The sequence below is a fragment of the Candidatus Zixiibacteriota bacterium genome (genome assembly GCA_040756055.1).
Taxonomy (GTDB): domain Bacteria; phylum Zixibacteria; class MSB-5A5; order GN15; family FEB-12.
Genome location: JBFLZR010000001.1, coordinates 451,145 through 467,663, shown reverse-complemented (window position 1 = coordinate 467,663; position 16,519 = coordinate 451,145). Strand labels below are relative to the sequence as shown.

The window sequence follows — 16,519 nt, the reverse complement described above, 5'->3', positions numbered from 1 at the left end:
TTCTTCCTATAAGTCGTGGCCGCAATACGAAAGGTTAAAGCTCTTGTTGCACAGAGGAAAATCGGAAATCTGCTGATTTCTCATGGCCCACGCAAGACCGCTCCAGTTGTGAAACGACGGATCAACAACCTTGTACCATGAAAAGCGCCCATCGCCATCAGTACAGGCGATGTGACAAATCTCACCGCGCCAGCCTTCAACAAGCGAAATGCACAACGAATCGCTGCTCATCGAACCTGTCTTGGCGCGGGTATTTTCCTTCGGCAAACCGGCAATTCGAGCAAGAATGAACTCCACGGATCGGCTAATCTCCAACCAGCGCACATAGGCGCGAGCGAAGACATCTCCCATATTCCAGCAAGAGACCGGAATCTGCGCAAATCGATAGATGTCCGATGGGTATTCCAGCCGAACATCCTGTTCAAGACCCGCGGCCCGCGCCACAGGCCCAACGATTCCTAACTCACGACAGCGATCCATGTCGATAGTACCGGTGCCTTCAAAACGGTTGGCGACCGATGTCGTGTTCCACAGCAATTCTGCCGCTATCGAAACGTCAGTGTATAAGCGATGCAGTCTCTCTGCCAACAAGGCCAGATCACCGCCGTCAAGATCCTGGCCAATACCGCCGGGTCTGGCAATCCCGTGCCCCAGGCGATTTCCACAGATCATCGCCGTAAGGTTCAAAAAATCCCCGCGAATGCGGCCACAATGCGCTGCGACCGGCAGAAAACCGACATCCCCTGCCATTGCCCCAAGATCGCCCGTATGATTCGCCAATCTCTCCAGCTCCAGAGCGATACTTCTCAGCGCGATAGCTCGAAAAGATACGCGGCAGCCTGACAAGGTCTCAACGATCTGCGAAAAGGCAGTGGCATGGCCGACTGATGTATCTCCGGCCAAGGTTTCCATGTGGTGGATTGTCCTGCGATGGGGGCCGCCTTTCAACGACTGCTCTATCCCTCGAAATTGATATCCCAGACTTATTTCCAGATGCAGGACTTCTTCACCCGCACAGTTGAATCTGAAATGGCCTGGCTCGATTATACCGGCATGCACCGGACCCACTGCGACTTCGTGAACGTCGCTGCCTTCGACATGAAAGAACTCGGTCATGCCAATCGGCGATTTCACGAAGCGTACCGGCTTAAGCCACGGGTGGCCCCGCGGTTCGATATCCCACAGTTCAGCTATTTCTCGCTCAAACAGATGTGCTTGTGTGCAATCACGCGTTAGGCAGGGATAAGATTGGTTCACCATACTGGAGGCCACTCTTATACTGCCCTCCTTGCCGGTCAGGAGGATAGCGAATAACCTGTATTTTCCGCCCTGTGGTTGCACAAATAGAGCGGCAAGCCTGCCGCCACATCGTACTCCACTCTTAACCTCCTCGGCGAGTTCATCTGTTCCCACGATTGGTACTCTACCGAGCGGAATCCGTTCACAGTTGCGGCACACGAGGCTGCGGTTGGTCTGCATCATTTCACACCCAGTAGCTTGCTCGCTTCAAGAAGCACCTGATTTAGAGCCGGCGGAAGATACAACCCTAAGCCAAGCACCGCTAAACAGAGAACGGCGGGAGGCACGAACGAGAAAAGTGATTCCTTGGCCAAAGGCAGGTTTTGACCGGAGTTGGGTGCCGTACCATACAGCATGCGCAAAAAAATGCTCGCCATCCCCACGAAAATAACCCCTAATGCTACCATCAGAGTCACTGCTATAATTGGGTGCCCCGAGGCAAAAGCGGCACGGATGATGCTCAACTCACTGATAAACGATCCGAATGGCGGCGTACCTGTGATCGCCAGGAAACCGGCCATCCAAAGAACGCTTGACCGTGGCAGCCCCGCAAACATATTGGACACCGCGCTGGTTGACTTTGACCGGTAGTGCGCCAGTATGTTCCCGGCAACCAAAAACAGCATCCCTTTGGCCAAAGAATGATTGACCGCATGGAGCAGACCGCCGAATACTCCCATGCCGCCGATGCCCACGCCAATCGCGATTATTCCCATATGTTCAATGCTCGAATAGGCGAGCATTCTCTTGTAGTCAAGCTGTCCGATAATGAAGACCGTTGCGACGAGTACGGACATTAGTCCAAAAAACAAAAGTAGCGATTGGGCAAACTCACCCAATCCAGCGGCGCCGAGCACCTGGCCTACTCGCAAAATGCCAAGGAAGGCGCAGTTGAGAAGCGCCCCGGATAGTAAAGCCGATACTACCGAAGGTGCTTCACTGTGAGCATCTGGTAACCAACTATGCAAAGGTGCAAGTCCCATCTTCGTGCCATACCCGACCAGCATAAAGATGAACGCGGCCTTTAGCCAGGGAGCCTCAAGCTCGGATGCGTTCTTGATCAATTCCTCCACAACCAGCGGCACATTGCCCGACGCCAATCCCGCCGCGTGCGCGAGAAAGAACGTACCGAGAAGTGCCAGCGCTATTCCCACCGAACATATGACCAGGTACTTCCATGTCGCCTCCAATGATCGGTGATGGCGATGGAAATATATGAGTGGTGCCGATGATAACGTGGTTGCCTCTACTGCCACCCAAAGCACTCCGAAGTTGTGACTTAAGGTGACCAAGGTCATGGTGGATTGGAATAAAAGCAGACACCCCGCGAATATCGCTTCCGGCTCGTTGACGAACAGCGCGGACTCCTCGAAGTCACGCCTTGTGCCCGATGGTTCCTTGGCCAGGTAGTCGACAGCATAAACGGCTGCCATAAAGAACAGTCCACTTACAACAGACAGAAACACAAGCCCCAACGCATCCAAACACAGCCAACCGTCAAAAATAGGCTCCGGTCGCCACAGCCAGGCGGCGCCAGTCAGCGCGAGGTGTACTATGGCGGTTGACACGAGTACCGTCCGGCGCGTGCGGCTGCTCTTTACCGTGAATGAAACGATTCCGGCCAGGGCCGGTATAAGGACAAGCGCAAGAATCATCACGATGGTGTTTCCTCCTGGCTGGATTTTCGCCGACCATGAATCCAATCACGAAGTGTGTTCAGTTGGCCTGTCTCGATGTTGTCAAACTCCCGACTTATGTGAAATACCATCACACCCATTATAAACACACCGACAAACACATCAAGCAGGATGCCGATCTCGATGAGCATCGATTCAGACTGGGCAAAGAAAACGCCAAAGGCATAAATTCCATTTTCCAAAACGAGATAACCGATAATTTGCATCAACGCTTGTCTTCTGCTGACAACAAGAAACAGCCCGGTAATAATAGTGAAGAAGGCCATCGGAATGGCGAGATGATACCCCGGTTGATCGGGAACCGGAAACAGATTGCCCCACCATAAAGAACTGCACATCACGAGAATGCCGATCAGCAGCGATGCGATGGGACCGACATAGTAGGTAATTTCACGCCCCGCATTCTCCTCGCGTAATCCCCTCGCGAGGAAACGGGGAATAAGAGCCCCTTTCAAAGAGATGACGAGAATCGAGATAATCGCCAGCCTAATGGTCAGACCATCGTCATGGACGAATAGCGGGAGCAGCCCCAGGGCCATCCCCTGTACAGCTACAATTCGGATTGCGGCTCGCAGCGATGAGGCGCTCAGCAGCAGGAAGTCCACCATCACGATTAAAGCAATAAGCGCATTTACCATTTCCTTCATCGCCTACCCCATCACCAGTATGACAGCCAGCATGGCAAGAGCACCGGCCCCAACGAGTAGCTGCGGAACTCTGACCAAACGAAGTCGCGCCATTGATGATTCCACAATGCCCACAACGACTGGCAATATGGCCATTCCCACGAGCGCATATCCCTCCCGAAACCACAAAGACGCCTGCTCGAGATTCGGGGAGAACACCCCGACAACGAGCATGCCCAATAGCCAAAGCTTCAAGGCCGCTCCGTACGATATATAGGCAAAATCGGGCCCACTATGATCAAGAACCATTACCTCGTGAATCATTGTCAATTCGAGGTGGGTCGCCGGATCGTCGACCGGAATACGAGCATTTTCGGCCAGGTACAGCACAAACAGCGCACCGGACACCAAAACCGGAGCGCCAATACTCCAGCCGGTCACGCCCGACGAATAGAGAATCCCGCTTAGCGAAACAGTGTTGCTTAGGCGCGACAAAGCAAACAGGCCCACGAAGAGTATCGGCTCCGCCAACATCGAAAAAGTGACCTCACGGCTGGCTCCCATACCCTCGAAACTCGATCCCGTATCGAGTGCCGCAATGACGGTAAAAAACCGCCCCAGTCCCAACATGTATGCCAGGAGGATGAAATCACCGTCAAATGCGAGCACCGCCTTACAACCGGCAAATGGTACCAGAAGCAAACCGGCGGCTATGACAGCCAGATTGAGAGCCGGTCCCACACGAAATATCCAGGTCGTCGTACGGCTGAAGACACTCCCCTTGCGAAGGAGTTTCAGCAAGTCGTAGTACCCCTGAAGCAGCGGCTGGCCGCGTCGCCCCGCGAGGATTGCCTTGGTGCGGTTAATCACGCCCGGAAGCAGAGGCGCCGCCACCAGTGCGAGTGCGATATGAACGGCGGAAAGTATCATCGTCTTCATCGCATCTTCCAAAACATCAGAGCAACCAGTATGACGAGAATATACATTACATAGATGTGGACATTGCCATGCTGAAGCCAACGGAAAACACTCAGCACTCGCTCGGTGCCGGTCAGTATGGGACGAAAAAGCCATTCCTGAAAAGTGTCCGGCGTATGAGTCTCAACTGCCGCGGTCGTTGGGAAGGGTCCCTCCGGCGTTTTGAGGTGCCGCCGCGTGCGCAGTACCCGATAGAACAGGGTGGTAATGGGCTGCACAAACGAAGCGGCCGTGTACTGCATGCGAGCTGTGGGAGCGGCGTAGCCACAGTCCCATGTGACCGCGCTCTGGACGGGTTTCTTCCTTAAGAGCATCAGCCGCACAAGCACGAACATCAAAACGACACCGGCAAGGACGATCGCGACCATCGTCACCGATCTCAAAGGGGCGGTTGCCTGACTAAGCAATTCGTCAGCGACCGCCGGCGGCATTTGCGCGACAACGGCTATCGACGGAGCGAGCGCATCGACGACAAATGGTGCAAGAAAACCAATTCCAAAGCACGCGCCCGCAAGGATGACCATGGACATAATCATCGCGGTGCTCGCTTCATGAATCTCACGGTCCAGCTCGGATCGGAGTTCTCCAAGAAACATGATACTGAAGACTTTCGTGAAACAGGCAATGGCCAACCCACCGATTATGGCCAGGCCGAGGATGCCAACCAAGCCTGCCACCGCAGTTGCGGCAATGGTCCCGGTGCCGCCATAAAAAGCGGCGAGGTAGATTAGAAACTCACTGGCAAATCCATTGAGCGGCGGAAGTCCACAGATCGCCACTGAGCCTGCGAGAAACATAGCTGCGGTCCAGGGCATCAGCTTCAGAAGTCCACCGAGTCGGTCAATCTCACGAGTCCCGGCCGCATGGGCGACCGAACCCGCGCCAAGAAAAAGCAGCCCCTTGAAAAGGGAGTGGTTAACAACATGAAAGATTCCTCCCCCAAAACCGAGCACGACAATCATCGGCGCGTTGTAGCTCATGCCCAACAGCCCGATTCCAAGACCAATGCCGATTATACCGATATTTTCAACGCTGTGATAAGCCAGAAGTCGCTTTACATCATGCTGGGCAAGTGCGAATAACACTCCCAGAATGCCGGACGTTACACCGACACCAAGTAACAACCAACCCCACCACGGCTGAGGGTGGCCGAGAAATGTGAGCGTTCGAAGGATGCCGTATATCCCCATCTTGATCATGACCCCCGACATAAGAGCAGAAATGTGACTCGGAGCCGCGGGATGGGCCTCCGGAAGCCAAACGTGCAAAGGTACGAATCCAGCCTTCGTGCCGAAGCCGACCAGACAGAGAATGAAAAGCAAGCCGGCGTTGCCGGCTACGGAGAACTGGTCGAAATCCAGTGATCCGTTCCGCCCGAGCAGTATGAAGAGAATTAACAGAAACGCAGCTCCGATGTGCGCCGCAACAAGATAGATCAAACCAACGGACTTTGTTGTCGGATTCCCTTTCTCGAAAGTGACCAAGAAGAACGAACTCACCGACATTAACTCCCAGGATACCATAAACAGGACCACATTTCGCGCTATCACAGTCATCGCCATGGAGGCTATGAGAAGGCCGGTAAAGAACCATGTCGTACCAGGATTCTGCTCAGATCCATACGACCGGAGGTAGCTCGCGCCAAACAGGCACACCGGTATCGAAACAAAGAAAAGTATGAAAAGAAATACCGCCGACAATGGATCAACACCAACGGCAAAACTGCCACCCGGAATACTCCAGGCCCACCGCAGTAATTCCGAACTACCACCTGGGAAAATACCTGCCACGGCAGTCAACCCGACCAAAGAGGCAAGTATTATTCCGGACATACCAACAGCGGTGGCCACACGGGCATTTCGACGCGCTATCAAGGAGATGCCCCCCGAAAGGAGGATCAAACCAACTGCCACGAGAATGAGCTTAATAGACATTCTGGTTTTGTCAATGGCCTGTCGATGTCAGAGTTAACTTCTCTTCAACGCTCCTCGCCGCGGCGTTGATTTCATCGCGCAATCCCTGCCTCTGGATAACGTTGCGGAAATCCGGATCGTGAAGCGCGTAGGCCAGGCGCGAAATCAGATGAAGGTGAGCCCGCACTGTGGGACTTATAAGCATAAAGAGTGCATGAACCGGTTTGTTGTCAATCGATCCAAAATCGATTGGGTTTTCAAGGTAGAACAAGCTGATCATCGGCTTCGAAATGTGTAGCACGACCGGATTCCGCACGTGAGGAATCGCTATCCCTTCCCCCACTCCAGTAGAGGACAGCTCTTCACGCGCTACCAACACTCGATACAGAAATTCCCTGTCAACTTCTTCCGGCAACTGCAGCATTTGCACGACGTTCTTCAACACCGCCCACTTGTCAGAACCTACCACCCGATAAGTCACACCGCCGTTCACCAGCGCTTCGGATAAAGTCGGCATTGGCTGCCCGCTCGATTCAGGTTCATCAAAAATTTTTGGATCAATTGGAATTCTCTTCGAAGTTGCCCATTCGAGTAGTTCAGCACGATTGAATCTGTATTGGTCATGAATTTGGTACGCCGGCAAACTCCCCTGGCCTATCCAGCGATAAACTGTCTTCTCAGATACCCCAAGCAGTTTCGCAACATCCTTAACCGTAAGTACCATCGCCTGTCATCCTTCTCAGCCATACCTAAAAATTAGACATATATAGCATATTCCAGACTTACTTTGGACTTTCTTCTCAGAAAAGTCAACCAAAAACTTAGCACACAGAACTGCGCACCGAGGAAAAAAGAAGTCGCGTTGCAAACCAACCGCACCCTAAACAACCCTCCAATCGCTTCTTGGGCAGTCAGTTGAATCTCTCAAGTAAGCGGGCAAGCAGATTGTAACGACAATAGAGATCCCTGAATAGCCATATGGTATTGGTAAGGAATTGCGTATGACAACTAAACTGAGTATAACGGCCGTCTGGCATATAAAATATTGTCATACAATAAATTAAGTTTGGCAGGTGAGGGAGCCGAGCCACACACTCGCACTGCGGCACAATCATTTACGTCGTATTGTTGCTATATTGTGACCGGTTTTCGAGCGCGCTCAGTAGAGCCTTATCGAAAATAAACCGCGTCCAGCAAAAATAATCGTAGGTTTCTGTCCGGTGGACCAATATAGTGCGTACTTGATAACAATTTGAGTTCGACCTTTACCGTAGTCTTGTCCTAATACCACAATCCTCCGCTAAAGCCTAACCTCGAATTCTTAGCGCGATTGTGCGCACACAATTACTTCTTCTTGAAGCAACTGGTTCGTCCGGAGGACGATCAACTTCGGGATAGGCAACATCGGAGAGTGGAATGAACATCTACATCGGAAACATGTCGTTCGATACAACAGAAGACCAATTACGCCAGGCCTTCGAGGCTTTCGGCCAGGTCTCATCCGTAAACATCATCACGGACAAATACAGTGGCGAGCCCAGAGGGTTCGCGTTTGTGGGAATGTCCGGCAAGAGCGAAGCTGTCGCCGCCATCAGTGGATTGAACGGCCAGGAACTCAACGGACGCGCCCTGAACGTCAACGAGGCGAAACCTCGTCCGCAGAGCGGCAACAGACCCGGTGGCAACGGCTACCGCAGTTTATATTAAGGTTGATCTTGCCGATACCTCGTCGATTGTGACGGGGTGAGTTTGGAGGGGGCTGGTCTGACGACAGTCTCCTTTTAATATTTAAGTCAGGTACAGTTGATGCCAAACACACGGCTTAAGCCATTAGTCATCGGTGACAAAGTAGCTCCGCTACCAATTGTCCAGGGTGGGATGGGGGTCGGCATATCGCTTTCAGGGCTTGCCTCCGCTGCAGCAAACGAGGGTGGCGTCGGCGTCATTGCTGCCGCCGGTATCGGTATGTTTGAGCCGGACTTCTATACCGATTATCTCGAGGCCAACCGACGCGCTCTGCGCCGCGAGATAAGGCGAGCAAAATCACTTACCAAAGGCGTTCTCGGGGTAAACATCATGTGCGCCTTTTCCAATTATAGCGATTTTGTGCGAGTCGCGGTTGAGGAAGGGATTGATTTGATTTTCTCGGGCGCCGGCCTGCCTATGAACCTGCCGAGTCTGGTCGACTCGAGTTCAACGACCAAGCTGATACCCATTGTGTCATCGGGTCGGGCCACGGAACTTCTCTGCCAGAGGTGGCTCAAACGCTTCGACTACCTGCCCGATGCGATTGTAGTGGAAGGGACCAAGGCTGGCGGACACCTTGGATTCAAACTGGAGCAGATAGACGACAACGCTTTCGCTCTGGAAAACCTGGTGACAGACGTCCTTGAAGTAACTCAACACTACTCGAATCGATATGGCAAGCCCATACCGGTCATAGCGGCGGGTGGCATCTATACCGGAAGAGATATACGCAAGTTTTTAGAGCTGGGTGCCGATGCGGTTCAGATGGGCACGCGGTTCGTCGCCACTGAAGAGTGCGATGCTGACGACGCGTTCAAACAAGCCTACATCGACGCGGGTCAAGATGATATTGTTATCATCGAAAGTCCCGTTGGGATGCCGGGTCGGGCAATCAGAAACAAGTTCCTCAATGACGTCAATGGCGGACTGAAAAAACCATACAGTTGTCCTTATCACTGCATTCTAAGCTGTGATTTCAAGGCTACTCCTTATTGTATCGCCAATGCCCTGATGAATGCTAAAAGGGGTCGATTACATCATGGATTCGCTTTTGCAGGCTCCAACGTTTTTCTGGTCAAGGAAATTGTCTCCGTCAAAAAGCTCATGGCAACTCTGGTATCCGAATACGAAGACGCCCTGAAGGATGAAGCGCTGTCTTGCGCGAGTCCCCCTATGGAGTAGATCGCTTCGGGCAAAACCAATAATCCCCGTGTCCAAATCGTGACCGTAGTCGTCGCAAGTTATCGCATGATATTCATGGATATGACTTACGGTAAAACTTAGTCGATTGCGCGGTCGCGGCTACGCTCGAAAGCCGCTGAAAAAAGCGTCGCTGGCCGAAGGAGAAAAATATACCAATTTGGTGGAGGTGGGGGGAATCGAACCCCCGTCCGAATTTAACGCCGAACCGTCATCTACGTGTATAGTCAGGTCTTTATATTCTCGCTCCGCCCGCTGCCGACCGACAGGCCACTGACGAAGCCAGCCTATTTAATTTAAGCTCTCCTCATAGACATCAGAAAGCCGATCCTTCTTTTATCGACGCTGTAGTCCGGACTCGAAGGCAAAGCCTCGGGTACAACGGGTTGCGCTAGTTACTAGGCAGCCATGGCATAAGTGTTGCCAATTATTGTGGTGTCCGGTTTGATAACGGGGCCCCAGACAACCCCGACACGCCAACGATCCCTCGCTAAACCCGTCGAAACCGAGTCACCCCCGTTTCGAAGATCCATCGAGAGGCCGTAGCCTCAGATGTCAAAGAGCTGCTACATTAATATACTCTATCGGCAGAATATATTCAATAGCCGCGCCTATTATAACGCAATTAAGTCCCGAATGTTTCCAGTCGATTCGCCTACTGACCCTCTGCGCCGCAACCCCCTCAAAACACCAACCTCACCCCGAACTGATTAACCGACTCCGACTCGAAAGTAGATATCACCCTCTGAACATTAAGACTGACAAAACTCGTCACCGGCTTGACTATCGATAACTCGATATAATGGTCATCACTCAAACCCGGCGTATAATCAAAATTGAAATCTCCCGTGAATTCGAAATTGAAACTCGTGAGAAGTCTGAAACTGTTAATGGATATGATCTGTAGTGTCTGCCCGCGGTCGGTCCCGGCTTCATCAACATTCTTATAAAACGAAACTTCGTTGGATATCGGATAAAAGCCGACCTTCCCCGACTGTGACTCCCACGATGGTATCACTCCCGCCCGACTCTGACAGGCGGCCAAAATGCAAACGAGCAGAACAAGCTTGCGCATACTGGGCTCCTCAAGATTAAGATTGAAAGTTGTAAGTCTCCGTAAGATATCATACTAAGACCAAATAATGTTTGCAAGCGCACAAAGTCCGCGGCCGGCATTCTGGGCAACAATGTCAACTGGTCACGTATAAGGATATAAAGGCCACACTTAAAGGAAAGACAGCCAATTGCGCGGACGGAAAAGTTGGAACGCAAACGGGGCGGGAGGAAACGGACAGCGGAATATTCGCACCGATATCGGCTTGCTGGTGCTCCGGATCGGTGTTTCCGCTTTTATGCTGTTTGCCCACGGCGCCGATAAACTCGTAAATTTCTCCAAATACGCCGCTCAATTCCCCGATCCGCTCGGACTTGGCTCAACCGTTACACTGATATTGGCGGTGTTCGCGGAGTTTTTCTGCTCCCTGGCCATCGGCTTCGGCTTTCTAACCCGACTGGCCGCAATCCCCCCGGCCATCACCATGCTCGTGGCGGCATTTATCATTCACAGCGCCGACCCCTGGGCAAAACAGGAATTCGCCCTGCTCTATTTTATTGTCTACCTGACAATTCTCGTCGCCGGCCCCGGATACTACTCAATCGACCGCCTCTGGTTTAACAAACCAAACGGCAAATAATCACTACTGCAGGATAAAGCTTTAAAGGATTTATGCTTACCGGGTATCCCGGGTTACGGCAGGCTTCAAATAGGTACCGGTAAAATTGTTGGTAAGAAGCTCATCGAGCGTCGTGTGAATCGAACGGCACTTGAAATCGAGTTCCTCGCGAGCTTTCTTGGTGGAATAGGCCCAGTCAAAATCAAGCATCTTGACCAGATCGGGATAAAAAGCAACTTTCCCCCGCCCCAGAAGCTTGCTGAAAAAAACCGAAAAACGCGCCGCAAAATCATACGCCGGGCGAGGTATCCGCACCAGATGCGGTACTTTGCCGATTATCGATGATACCGCCAAAACCAGCTCCCTCACCGTAATGTTGTCTCCGGCAATGATATACCTGTGCTGATTGCGCCCACGCTCCAGAGCCGCCAAAACCGCCGGAGCGGCATCGCGAATATCAATCAGGTTGAGCCGAATCGGAAGCTCCGGCATTATCAACTTACCGAACATCTTGCGCGCCCTGCCTCGATCATCACCACCGTCTGATGGAGCGATAATTATCGACGGATTCACGATCACCAGTTCGGTGGGGCCCGATTGAGCGGCCTTACACAATTCCTGCTCGGCCGCGTGTTTCGTCATAATGTATGGAATGCGAAGATGCTCGAGATTGAATTCGGTTTCCTCCCGCACCAGGTTGTTACCTTCGAGAAAATTGCCGTTCTGCTTGCGACGAATCGCCCCCACCGCCGCCACCGTTGAGATATGCAAAAATCGCTTCACCGAGGCCTTTTGAGCGGCCCTGAACATATTAAGGGCGCCAAAGGTGTTGATGCCGGTGAATTGAGTGAGACGATCCTGACGGAAATTAACCCAGGCCGCAGTGTGAATCACGAGGTCGACACCCTCAACCAGCTTCTCGACCTCCGTCTCCTCCCGAAGATCGGCATAGCGCTTTTCCAGATTCAGCGAGTCGATATAACTGGTGTCCGATGACTTGCGGACATGGGCAATCGGCTTGATGCCCATGCCATCGAGCTCATATATGATCTGTTTGGCCAGAGAACCCGAAGCCCCTGTTACCAGTATCTTTTGGTTTGCGAGGTCGATACCCATGCTGCTACTTCCTAAGCCAAAATAATACGGACCAATTATATGTACGCGCCTCTGTCATGTCAATTAGCAGTCGAATTTAACTTTAAAACGAATCCACCAGGGCGATTGTTCTAACAAAATTCAAATCGCGACTTCTGAGCCTAACCGGCAAATTCATCCAGAACCGCAATCAACCGGTCGATATCTTCCTCATTGTTATAAAGATGTACCGATACCCGTATCGAGCCTTCCCTCTTGACAACCTTTATACCCCTCTTGCCAAGAATAGCATGAAGCTCATCCAGACGCGGACATTTGAAAGTGAAAATGGAGGATCGATGGATACCTTCCATCGACGATGTTATTGAGTAAAACGAGTTGGCCCGCATATGGTTGACCAGACGGTCAATAAGCTCATGATTGTGCTGTTGGATATTGTCGATACCCAGACTCTTGAAGATTTCAACCGAGGCGTTCATCCCCAGAAGATTCAAAACCGCGTAGTAACCCATCTCGAATCGACGGGCTGAATCGAAATAGGGAAGGTCAAATCTGAACAGGTTGGTAAACTCCACATTCCAGTCCGCGCTTAACCAGCTCATATTGGAGTGAACAAGCCTGTCGCGAATGTCATCGGACAGGTAGAAAAACCCGCACCCCTGAGGGGCCAACATCCACTTCTGACATCCGGAAGAGAAAATATCGATTTGCGATTTCCTTACGTCGATCACCTCCGCCCCCATCCCCTGAATGCCATCGACCACGAACACGATATCATGCTCTTTACAAATCGCCCCAATCTGGTCCAGATCATTTTTGAAACCGTTGAAATACTGCACGAACGAAAGAACCAGCGCCCGCGTGCGAGGCGTTATGGCTTTGCGGAATTTTTCTATATCAAAAAAGCGATCAGTCGACTCCACAAAACGCACCTTGAACCCTCGCGCCTGAGCGGCCCCCTTGAACGTATAAACCGCCGCCGGAAACTCAACATCGCTTACCAGCACCTCATCCCCCTCCTTCAGCGGCAGACCGAAAGCCGCGATATTCAGCCCGTAGGTCGTACTCAGCGCCACACCCACCTCGCGCTTGTCAGCCCCGATCAAACCGGCATAATCCTGCCGGAGTTTATCGTGCACCGCGAACGCCTCATGCGAATCATCAACCTTCGCCTCCAGCCGAATCTTCACGTTGGCGTCAATAGCTTCCTTTACGGGGGTGCAGAAAGGTCCGTACGATGCCGCGTTAAAATAAGCGACATCCCCGGCGTGGGGAAACAGACAGCGCGCGTCCGCGAATTTCTTTTTCAACTCGTCATTCATCGATTTCACCTACAGTATATACAGATAACCAACTATCGCCAGCGCTCCCGCCAGCTTGATTAGATAACCCAGAAGCGTATATAACAAATACGGCATAGGAAGTTTAACTCGTACCGATAATCCCATAATCACCGGCACCGCCCCCAGCGTGAAAGCGAACAGCGCCGCCGCCAGCCCTGCGCGTATTCCCGAGAAAGGCACTATCAAATAGAGCAAACTGTAACTGATCGTGGGGATAGCGACAAAAAACAAAAACTCCATCAGAAAAAACAACACAAACCACGCGCCGGTCGTTTGCTCGAGTAATTCCGAAGGGATCCCCTTCGTAAGATTGAGTTTCTTACCGATCCACTCCAGTATTAATGTAGCCACCAGCAAAAAGGCGCCACCGGCCACGAAACAGTAAATCATCTGAGTTGTCGAAATCATTTCAGCCAGCCTTCATTAATGTACCATTGATAAGTCTCGCGCGCCCCCCGCTCAAACGGAATCTGCGAATCATAACCAAAATCTTCTTTCGCCCTGCGGGTGGACACCTCCCACGACGCCAAGAGTTCCCCCGCCTTCTCGATCGTAAGCATAGGTGTTGCCCCGAAGAGCTTCAACACCCCCTCGGAGAAGAATGCTATCGTTTTGAACAACCACGATGGAATCACCAGCGGAAAACACTTCTTGCCGATTGCCGCCTGAAGCAACCCGATAAGTTCCTTCATCGCGTACGACCGGTTCTCGGCAACGAAATAGACCGCTCCCGTTTTCGTTTCCGATGTAATCGCCAGATACAAACCATGGCATAGATCATCCACATGCACCAACTGCAGCTTGCGACTGGTATCGCCAATGTACGGCTTGATTCGATTGTTGACCGTCTGAAAAAACGCCAGTATCTCTTTATCCCCCGGACCATAAATTCCCGGCGGCCTGACAGCCATCACGTTGATTCTGTCGGAATACGATAATGCCGCACGCTCTCCCGCCAGTTTGGACCGCCCGTACACCGTGATCGGATGCGGTTCGTCCTGCTCGGTCACGGGCTTGTCCCCATCGGTCGGCCCGGCTGCGGCCAGCGACGATATATACACCACTTTCTTCACACCCGGATTGAACCGACTAATCGCCTCAAACAGATTGAGAGTACCCTTTTCATTCACCTCGAAAAAGGTTTCCTGCCTTTTTACCTTAACCACTCCGGCATTGTGAATTATGTAGTCAACCCCGGCGACCATCTGCTCCAGCGTCTCGGGACTATTTACATCACCATAGCGATAAGTAACATTGAGGTCCTTGAGCTGGCTGAGGTCCGATGTCTTTCGCACTCCCGCGATAACCTCGAATCCCTTGTCGATAAAAAGACGGCACAAACGCGCCCCCACAAAACCGTTTGCCCCGGTAATTAGAATGCTTGGATGATTCTCCGGCATAGGCGGAATTTAGTCAATTGATAACATGGAAACAACAAGAGATATTTTCAGCGGGAACGCGCGCGGCCGCTCTAAAACACATCGGCCGTGAATCGATATACTTCGGCGTGCCTGTCACGATAGCTGTTTTTCGGAAGCCCGGCTTTCAAACAGGTCTGCTCAAGAAATTCCGTCCGGGTCCATCCATAATCCGTGGCCACCTGCGGCAAAAGCAGCCCCGAGTGCAAATCGAGCTTTATCATCAAACCGTCGCGCCCAACCTCGATATTCTCCAGATCATGAACCCGCTCCAGCGCCGACAACACCGATATCTCATACTCGAGACGCTCATACTCGTCTTCGGTAAGCTGCGGGAACCGGGGATCCTCGAAAGCCGCCGCGATCGCCATCTCAGCCACCGCCTCATAAATCGGTTGACGAGCCTTGATAAGGCCGATACATCCGCGAAGTTGACCATCGAGACTGATCGTCACGAACACCCCGCGTTGCGCTTCAAGATTCTCCCTCGCAGGCGGTTCGTATTTCTCACCTTTCAACTGCGCCCCTATTGCCTCGCGAGCGATTGTCAGCAAATGCTCCCGGTCATCATCGGTCAACGCAAACTCCGGCTTGGATCGGGCTGGTGACGAACCCATCACGCCCTTATCAACGACCGGCTTGTTATCGGCAAGTATTGCCGCCGAAAGATAGCCAACCACTTCATTGAAATCGCCGGTGGTTTCGCCCGAGGTCGTATATTCCAAAAATTGAACGCGCTTGCCGCCAATACGACGCGCCGCCTTCATGACCGCCGCCACAATACCACCGCCGCAGGCTTCCCCTTTGCCATCCTCAAGCGTCTCGACCAGCTCATCCGGGTCGAACTTTTCCACCGCCTCTCTCACCGCCGAGTCCAACCGCTGCGCCACTTTCTGCGAATGGAAATGAGATAAATCCGTCGAGGCTACCATCAATGTATTCGTCCCCTTGAGCGCCGCCGCCAGTGTCTCGCCGAGCGAATTTATCGAGTCTTCCTCCTGATCTCCCATCACGATAGCCACCAGCTTGAATTTCCCCAGCACCACCTGAAGAAACGGAAGCTGCACCTCAAGCGCGTGTTCGCCGCGGGTGGAACCGCTGGCATGACCCATGTTGGAGAAATAAACCGATGGATGAATATTGGCGATCCTCCTTGACAACTCACGGTCGATTTCTATCACCCCCAGAGGTGTCTGATACCCGGCGCCATCGAACACCGATGACCCCTTGAAAAAGACCCGGTGCGATGGCGACACCACCACGACCGTATCATAGCTTTCCCCTTCGAGCAGCTTGTAGGCTTTCGCCGCCGTATGCCCGGAGTAGGGGTACCCGGCGTGCGGCACCACCAGACCGATCGGGGTGCCATCGACCGATGCTTTTTCCACGCTGGCGTAAAGTCCGGCAATGGTCTTTGTAAGTTCAACCGGGCTTGAGGGATAAAAAAGCCCGGCAACCGCCGGTTTCCGGATGTCTGAATCTTGGTCACTCATATATTTACCGATTTGCTGCACCAATTATACGGCCCAAA

The 16,519-nt window shown here is 52.4% G+C and carries 15 protein-coding genes and 1 other RNA gene; 3 read left to right on the top strand and 13 right to left on the bottom strand.

Annotation, left to right across the window (positions count from 1 at the left end):
• Positions 1-6: 6 nt before the first annotated feature.
• The 6 genes from AB1483_02065 to AB1483_02040 are packed head-to-tail and all read right to left on the bottom strand — an operon-like array spanning position 7 to position 7,237.
• The gene (locus AB1483_02065; GenBank protein MEW6411239.1) at positions 7-1,482 is read right to left on the bottom strand and encodes a hydrogenase; all 1,476 of its coding nucleotides are present in this window, start codon (positions 1,480-1,482) and stop codon (positions 7-9) included.
• Complete coding sequence (locus tag AB1483_02060; GenBank protein ID MEW6411238.1) at positions 1,479-2,954, bottom strand: proton-conducting transporter membrane subunit; 1,476 nt, start codon at positions 2,952-2,954, stop codon at positions 1,479-1,481. Before AB1483_02060 ends, AB1483_02065 begins: the two co-directional genes overlap by 4 nt.
• On the bottom strand, positions 2,954-3,643 hold the full coding sequence (locus tag AB1483_02055) for an NADH-quinone oxidoreductase subunit K (protein ID MEW6411237.1): 690 nt from the start codon (positions 3,641-3,643) through the stop codon (positions 2,954-2,956). Before AB1483_02055 ends, AB1483_02060 begins: the two co-directional genes overlap by 1 nt.
• Before the next feature lie 3 nt (positions 3,644-3,646).
• Positions 3,647-4,552: an NADH-quinone oxidoreductase subunit H gene (locus AB1483_02050; protein ID MEW6411236.1), complete on the bottom strand. Its 906-nt coding sequence runs from the start codon at positions 4,550-4,552 to the stop codon at positions 3,647-3,649.
• 5 nt (positions 4,553-4,557) lie between these two features.
• Positions 4,558-6,534 carry a proton-conducting transporter membrane subunit gene (locus AB1483_02045; protein MEW6411235.1) on the bottom strand — a complete coding sequence of 659 codons (1,977 nt, stop codon included), beginning with the start codon at positions 6,532-6,534 and terminating at the stop codon, positions 4,558-4,560.
• Between the two features lie 10 nt (positions 6,535-6,544).
• Positions 6,545-7,237, bottom strand: a complete 693-nt coding sequence (locus AB1483_02040) for a PTS sugar transporter subunit IIA (protein MEW6411234.1) — start codon at positions 7,235-7,237, stop codon at positions 6,545-6,547.
• A 692-nt stretch (positions 7,238-7,929) separates the two neighbouring features.
• On the opposite strand from AB1483_02040, the gene AB1483_02035 reads away from it, so the two are divergent.
• Positions 7,930-8,220, top strand: a complete 291-nt coding sequence (locus tag AB1483_02035; protein MEW6411233.1) for an RNA-binding protein — start codon at positions 7,930-7,932, stop codon at positions 8,218-8,220.
• Between the two features lie 99 nt (positions 8,221-8,319).
• Complete coding sequence (locus AB1483_02030; protein ID MEW6411232.1) at positions 8,320-9,441, top strand: nitronate monooxygenase family protein; 1,122 nt, start codon at positions 8,320-8,322, stop codon at positions 9,439-9,441.
• 179 nt (positions 9,442-9,620) lie between these two features.
• Here the strand turns inward: AB1483_02030 and ssrA are convergent.
• Together ssrA and AB1483_02020 are read right to left on the bottom strand one after the other, a co-directional pair.
• Positions 9,621-9,977: a transfer-messenger RNA gene (gene ssrA, locus AB1483_02025) on the bottom strand.
• Between the two features lie 164 nt (positions 9,978-10,141).
• Entirely contained in the window at positions 10,142-10,534 is a 393-nt protein-coding gene (locus tag AB1483_02020; GenBank protein MEW6411231.1) for a hypothetical protein, read from the bottom strand.
• A gap of 169 nt (positions 10,535-10,703) precedes the next feature.
• Between AB1483_02020 and AB1483_02015 the strand changes: the two genes are divergently transcribed.
• The gene (locus AB1483_02015) at positions 10,704-11,153 is read left to right on the top strand and encodes a DoxX family protein (protein MEW6411230.1); all 450 of its coding nucleotides are present in this window, start codon (positions 10,704-10,706) and stop codon (positions 11,151-11,153) included.
• Between the two features lie 36 nt (positions 11,154-11,189).
• Here the strand turns inward: AB1483_02015 and AB1483_02010 are convergent, their stop codons facing one another.
• The 5 genes from AB1483_02010 to amrB all read right to left on the bottom strand — a co-directional run bounded on the left by AB1483_02010 (position 11,190) and on the right by amrB (position 16,481).
• Positions 11,190-12,248 carry an NAD-dependent epimerase/dehydratase family protein gene (locus AB1483_02010; protein MEW6411229.1) on the bottom strand — a complete coding sequence of 353 codons (1,059 nt, stop codon included), beginning with the start codon at positions 12,246-12,248 and terminating at the stop codon, positions 11,190-11,192.
• A gap of 140 nt (positions 12,249-12,388) precedes the next feature.
• Positions 12,389-13,549, bottom strand: coding sequence for an aminotransferase class V-fold PLP-dependent enzyme (locus AB1483_02005; protein MEW6411228.1), 1,161 nt, complete (start codon positions 13,547-13,549; stop codon positions 12,389-12,391).
• 9 nt (positions 13,550-13,558) lie between these two features.
• Positions 13,559-13,978, bottom strand: a complete 420-nt coding sequence (locus AB1483_02000) for a hypothetical protein (GenBank protein MEW6411227.1) — start codon at positions 13,976-13,978, stop codon at positions 13,559-13,561.
• Positions 13,975-14,970 carry an SDR family NAD(P)-dependent oxidoreductase gene (locus AB1483_01995; GenBank protein MEW6411226.1) on the bottom strand — a complete coding sequence of 332 codons (996 nt, stop codon included), beginning with the start codon at positions 14,968-14,970 and terminating at the stop codon, positions 13,975-13,977. The genes AB1483_02000 and AB1483_01995 overlap by 4 nt, the downstream gene beginning before the upstream one ends.
• Positions 14,971-15,041: 71 nt before the next feature.
• A complete protein-coding gene (amrB, locus tag AB1483_01990; protein MEW6411225.1) occupies positions 15,042-16,481 on the bottom strand; it encodes an AmmeMemoRadiSam system protein B in 1,440 nt (479 codons plus the stop codon).
• Between the last annotated feature and the right edge of the window lie 38 nt (positions 16,482-16,519).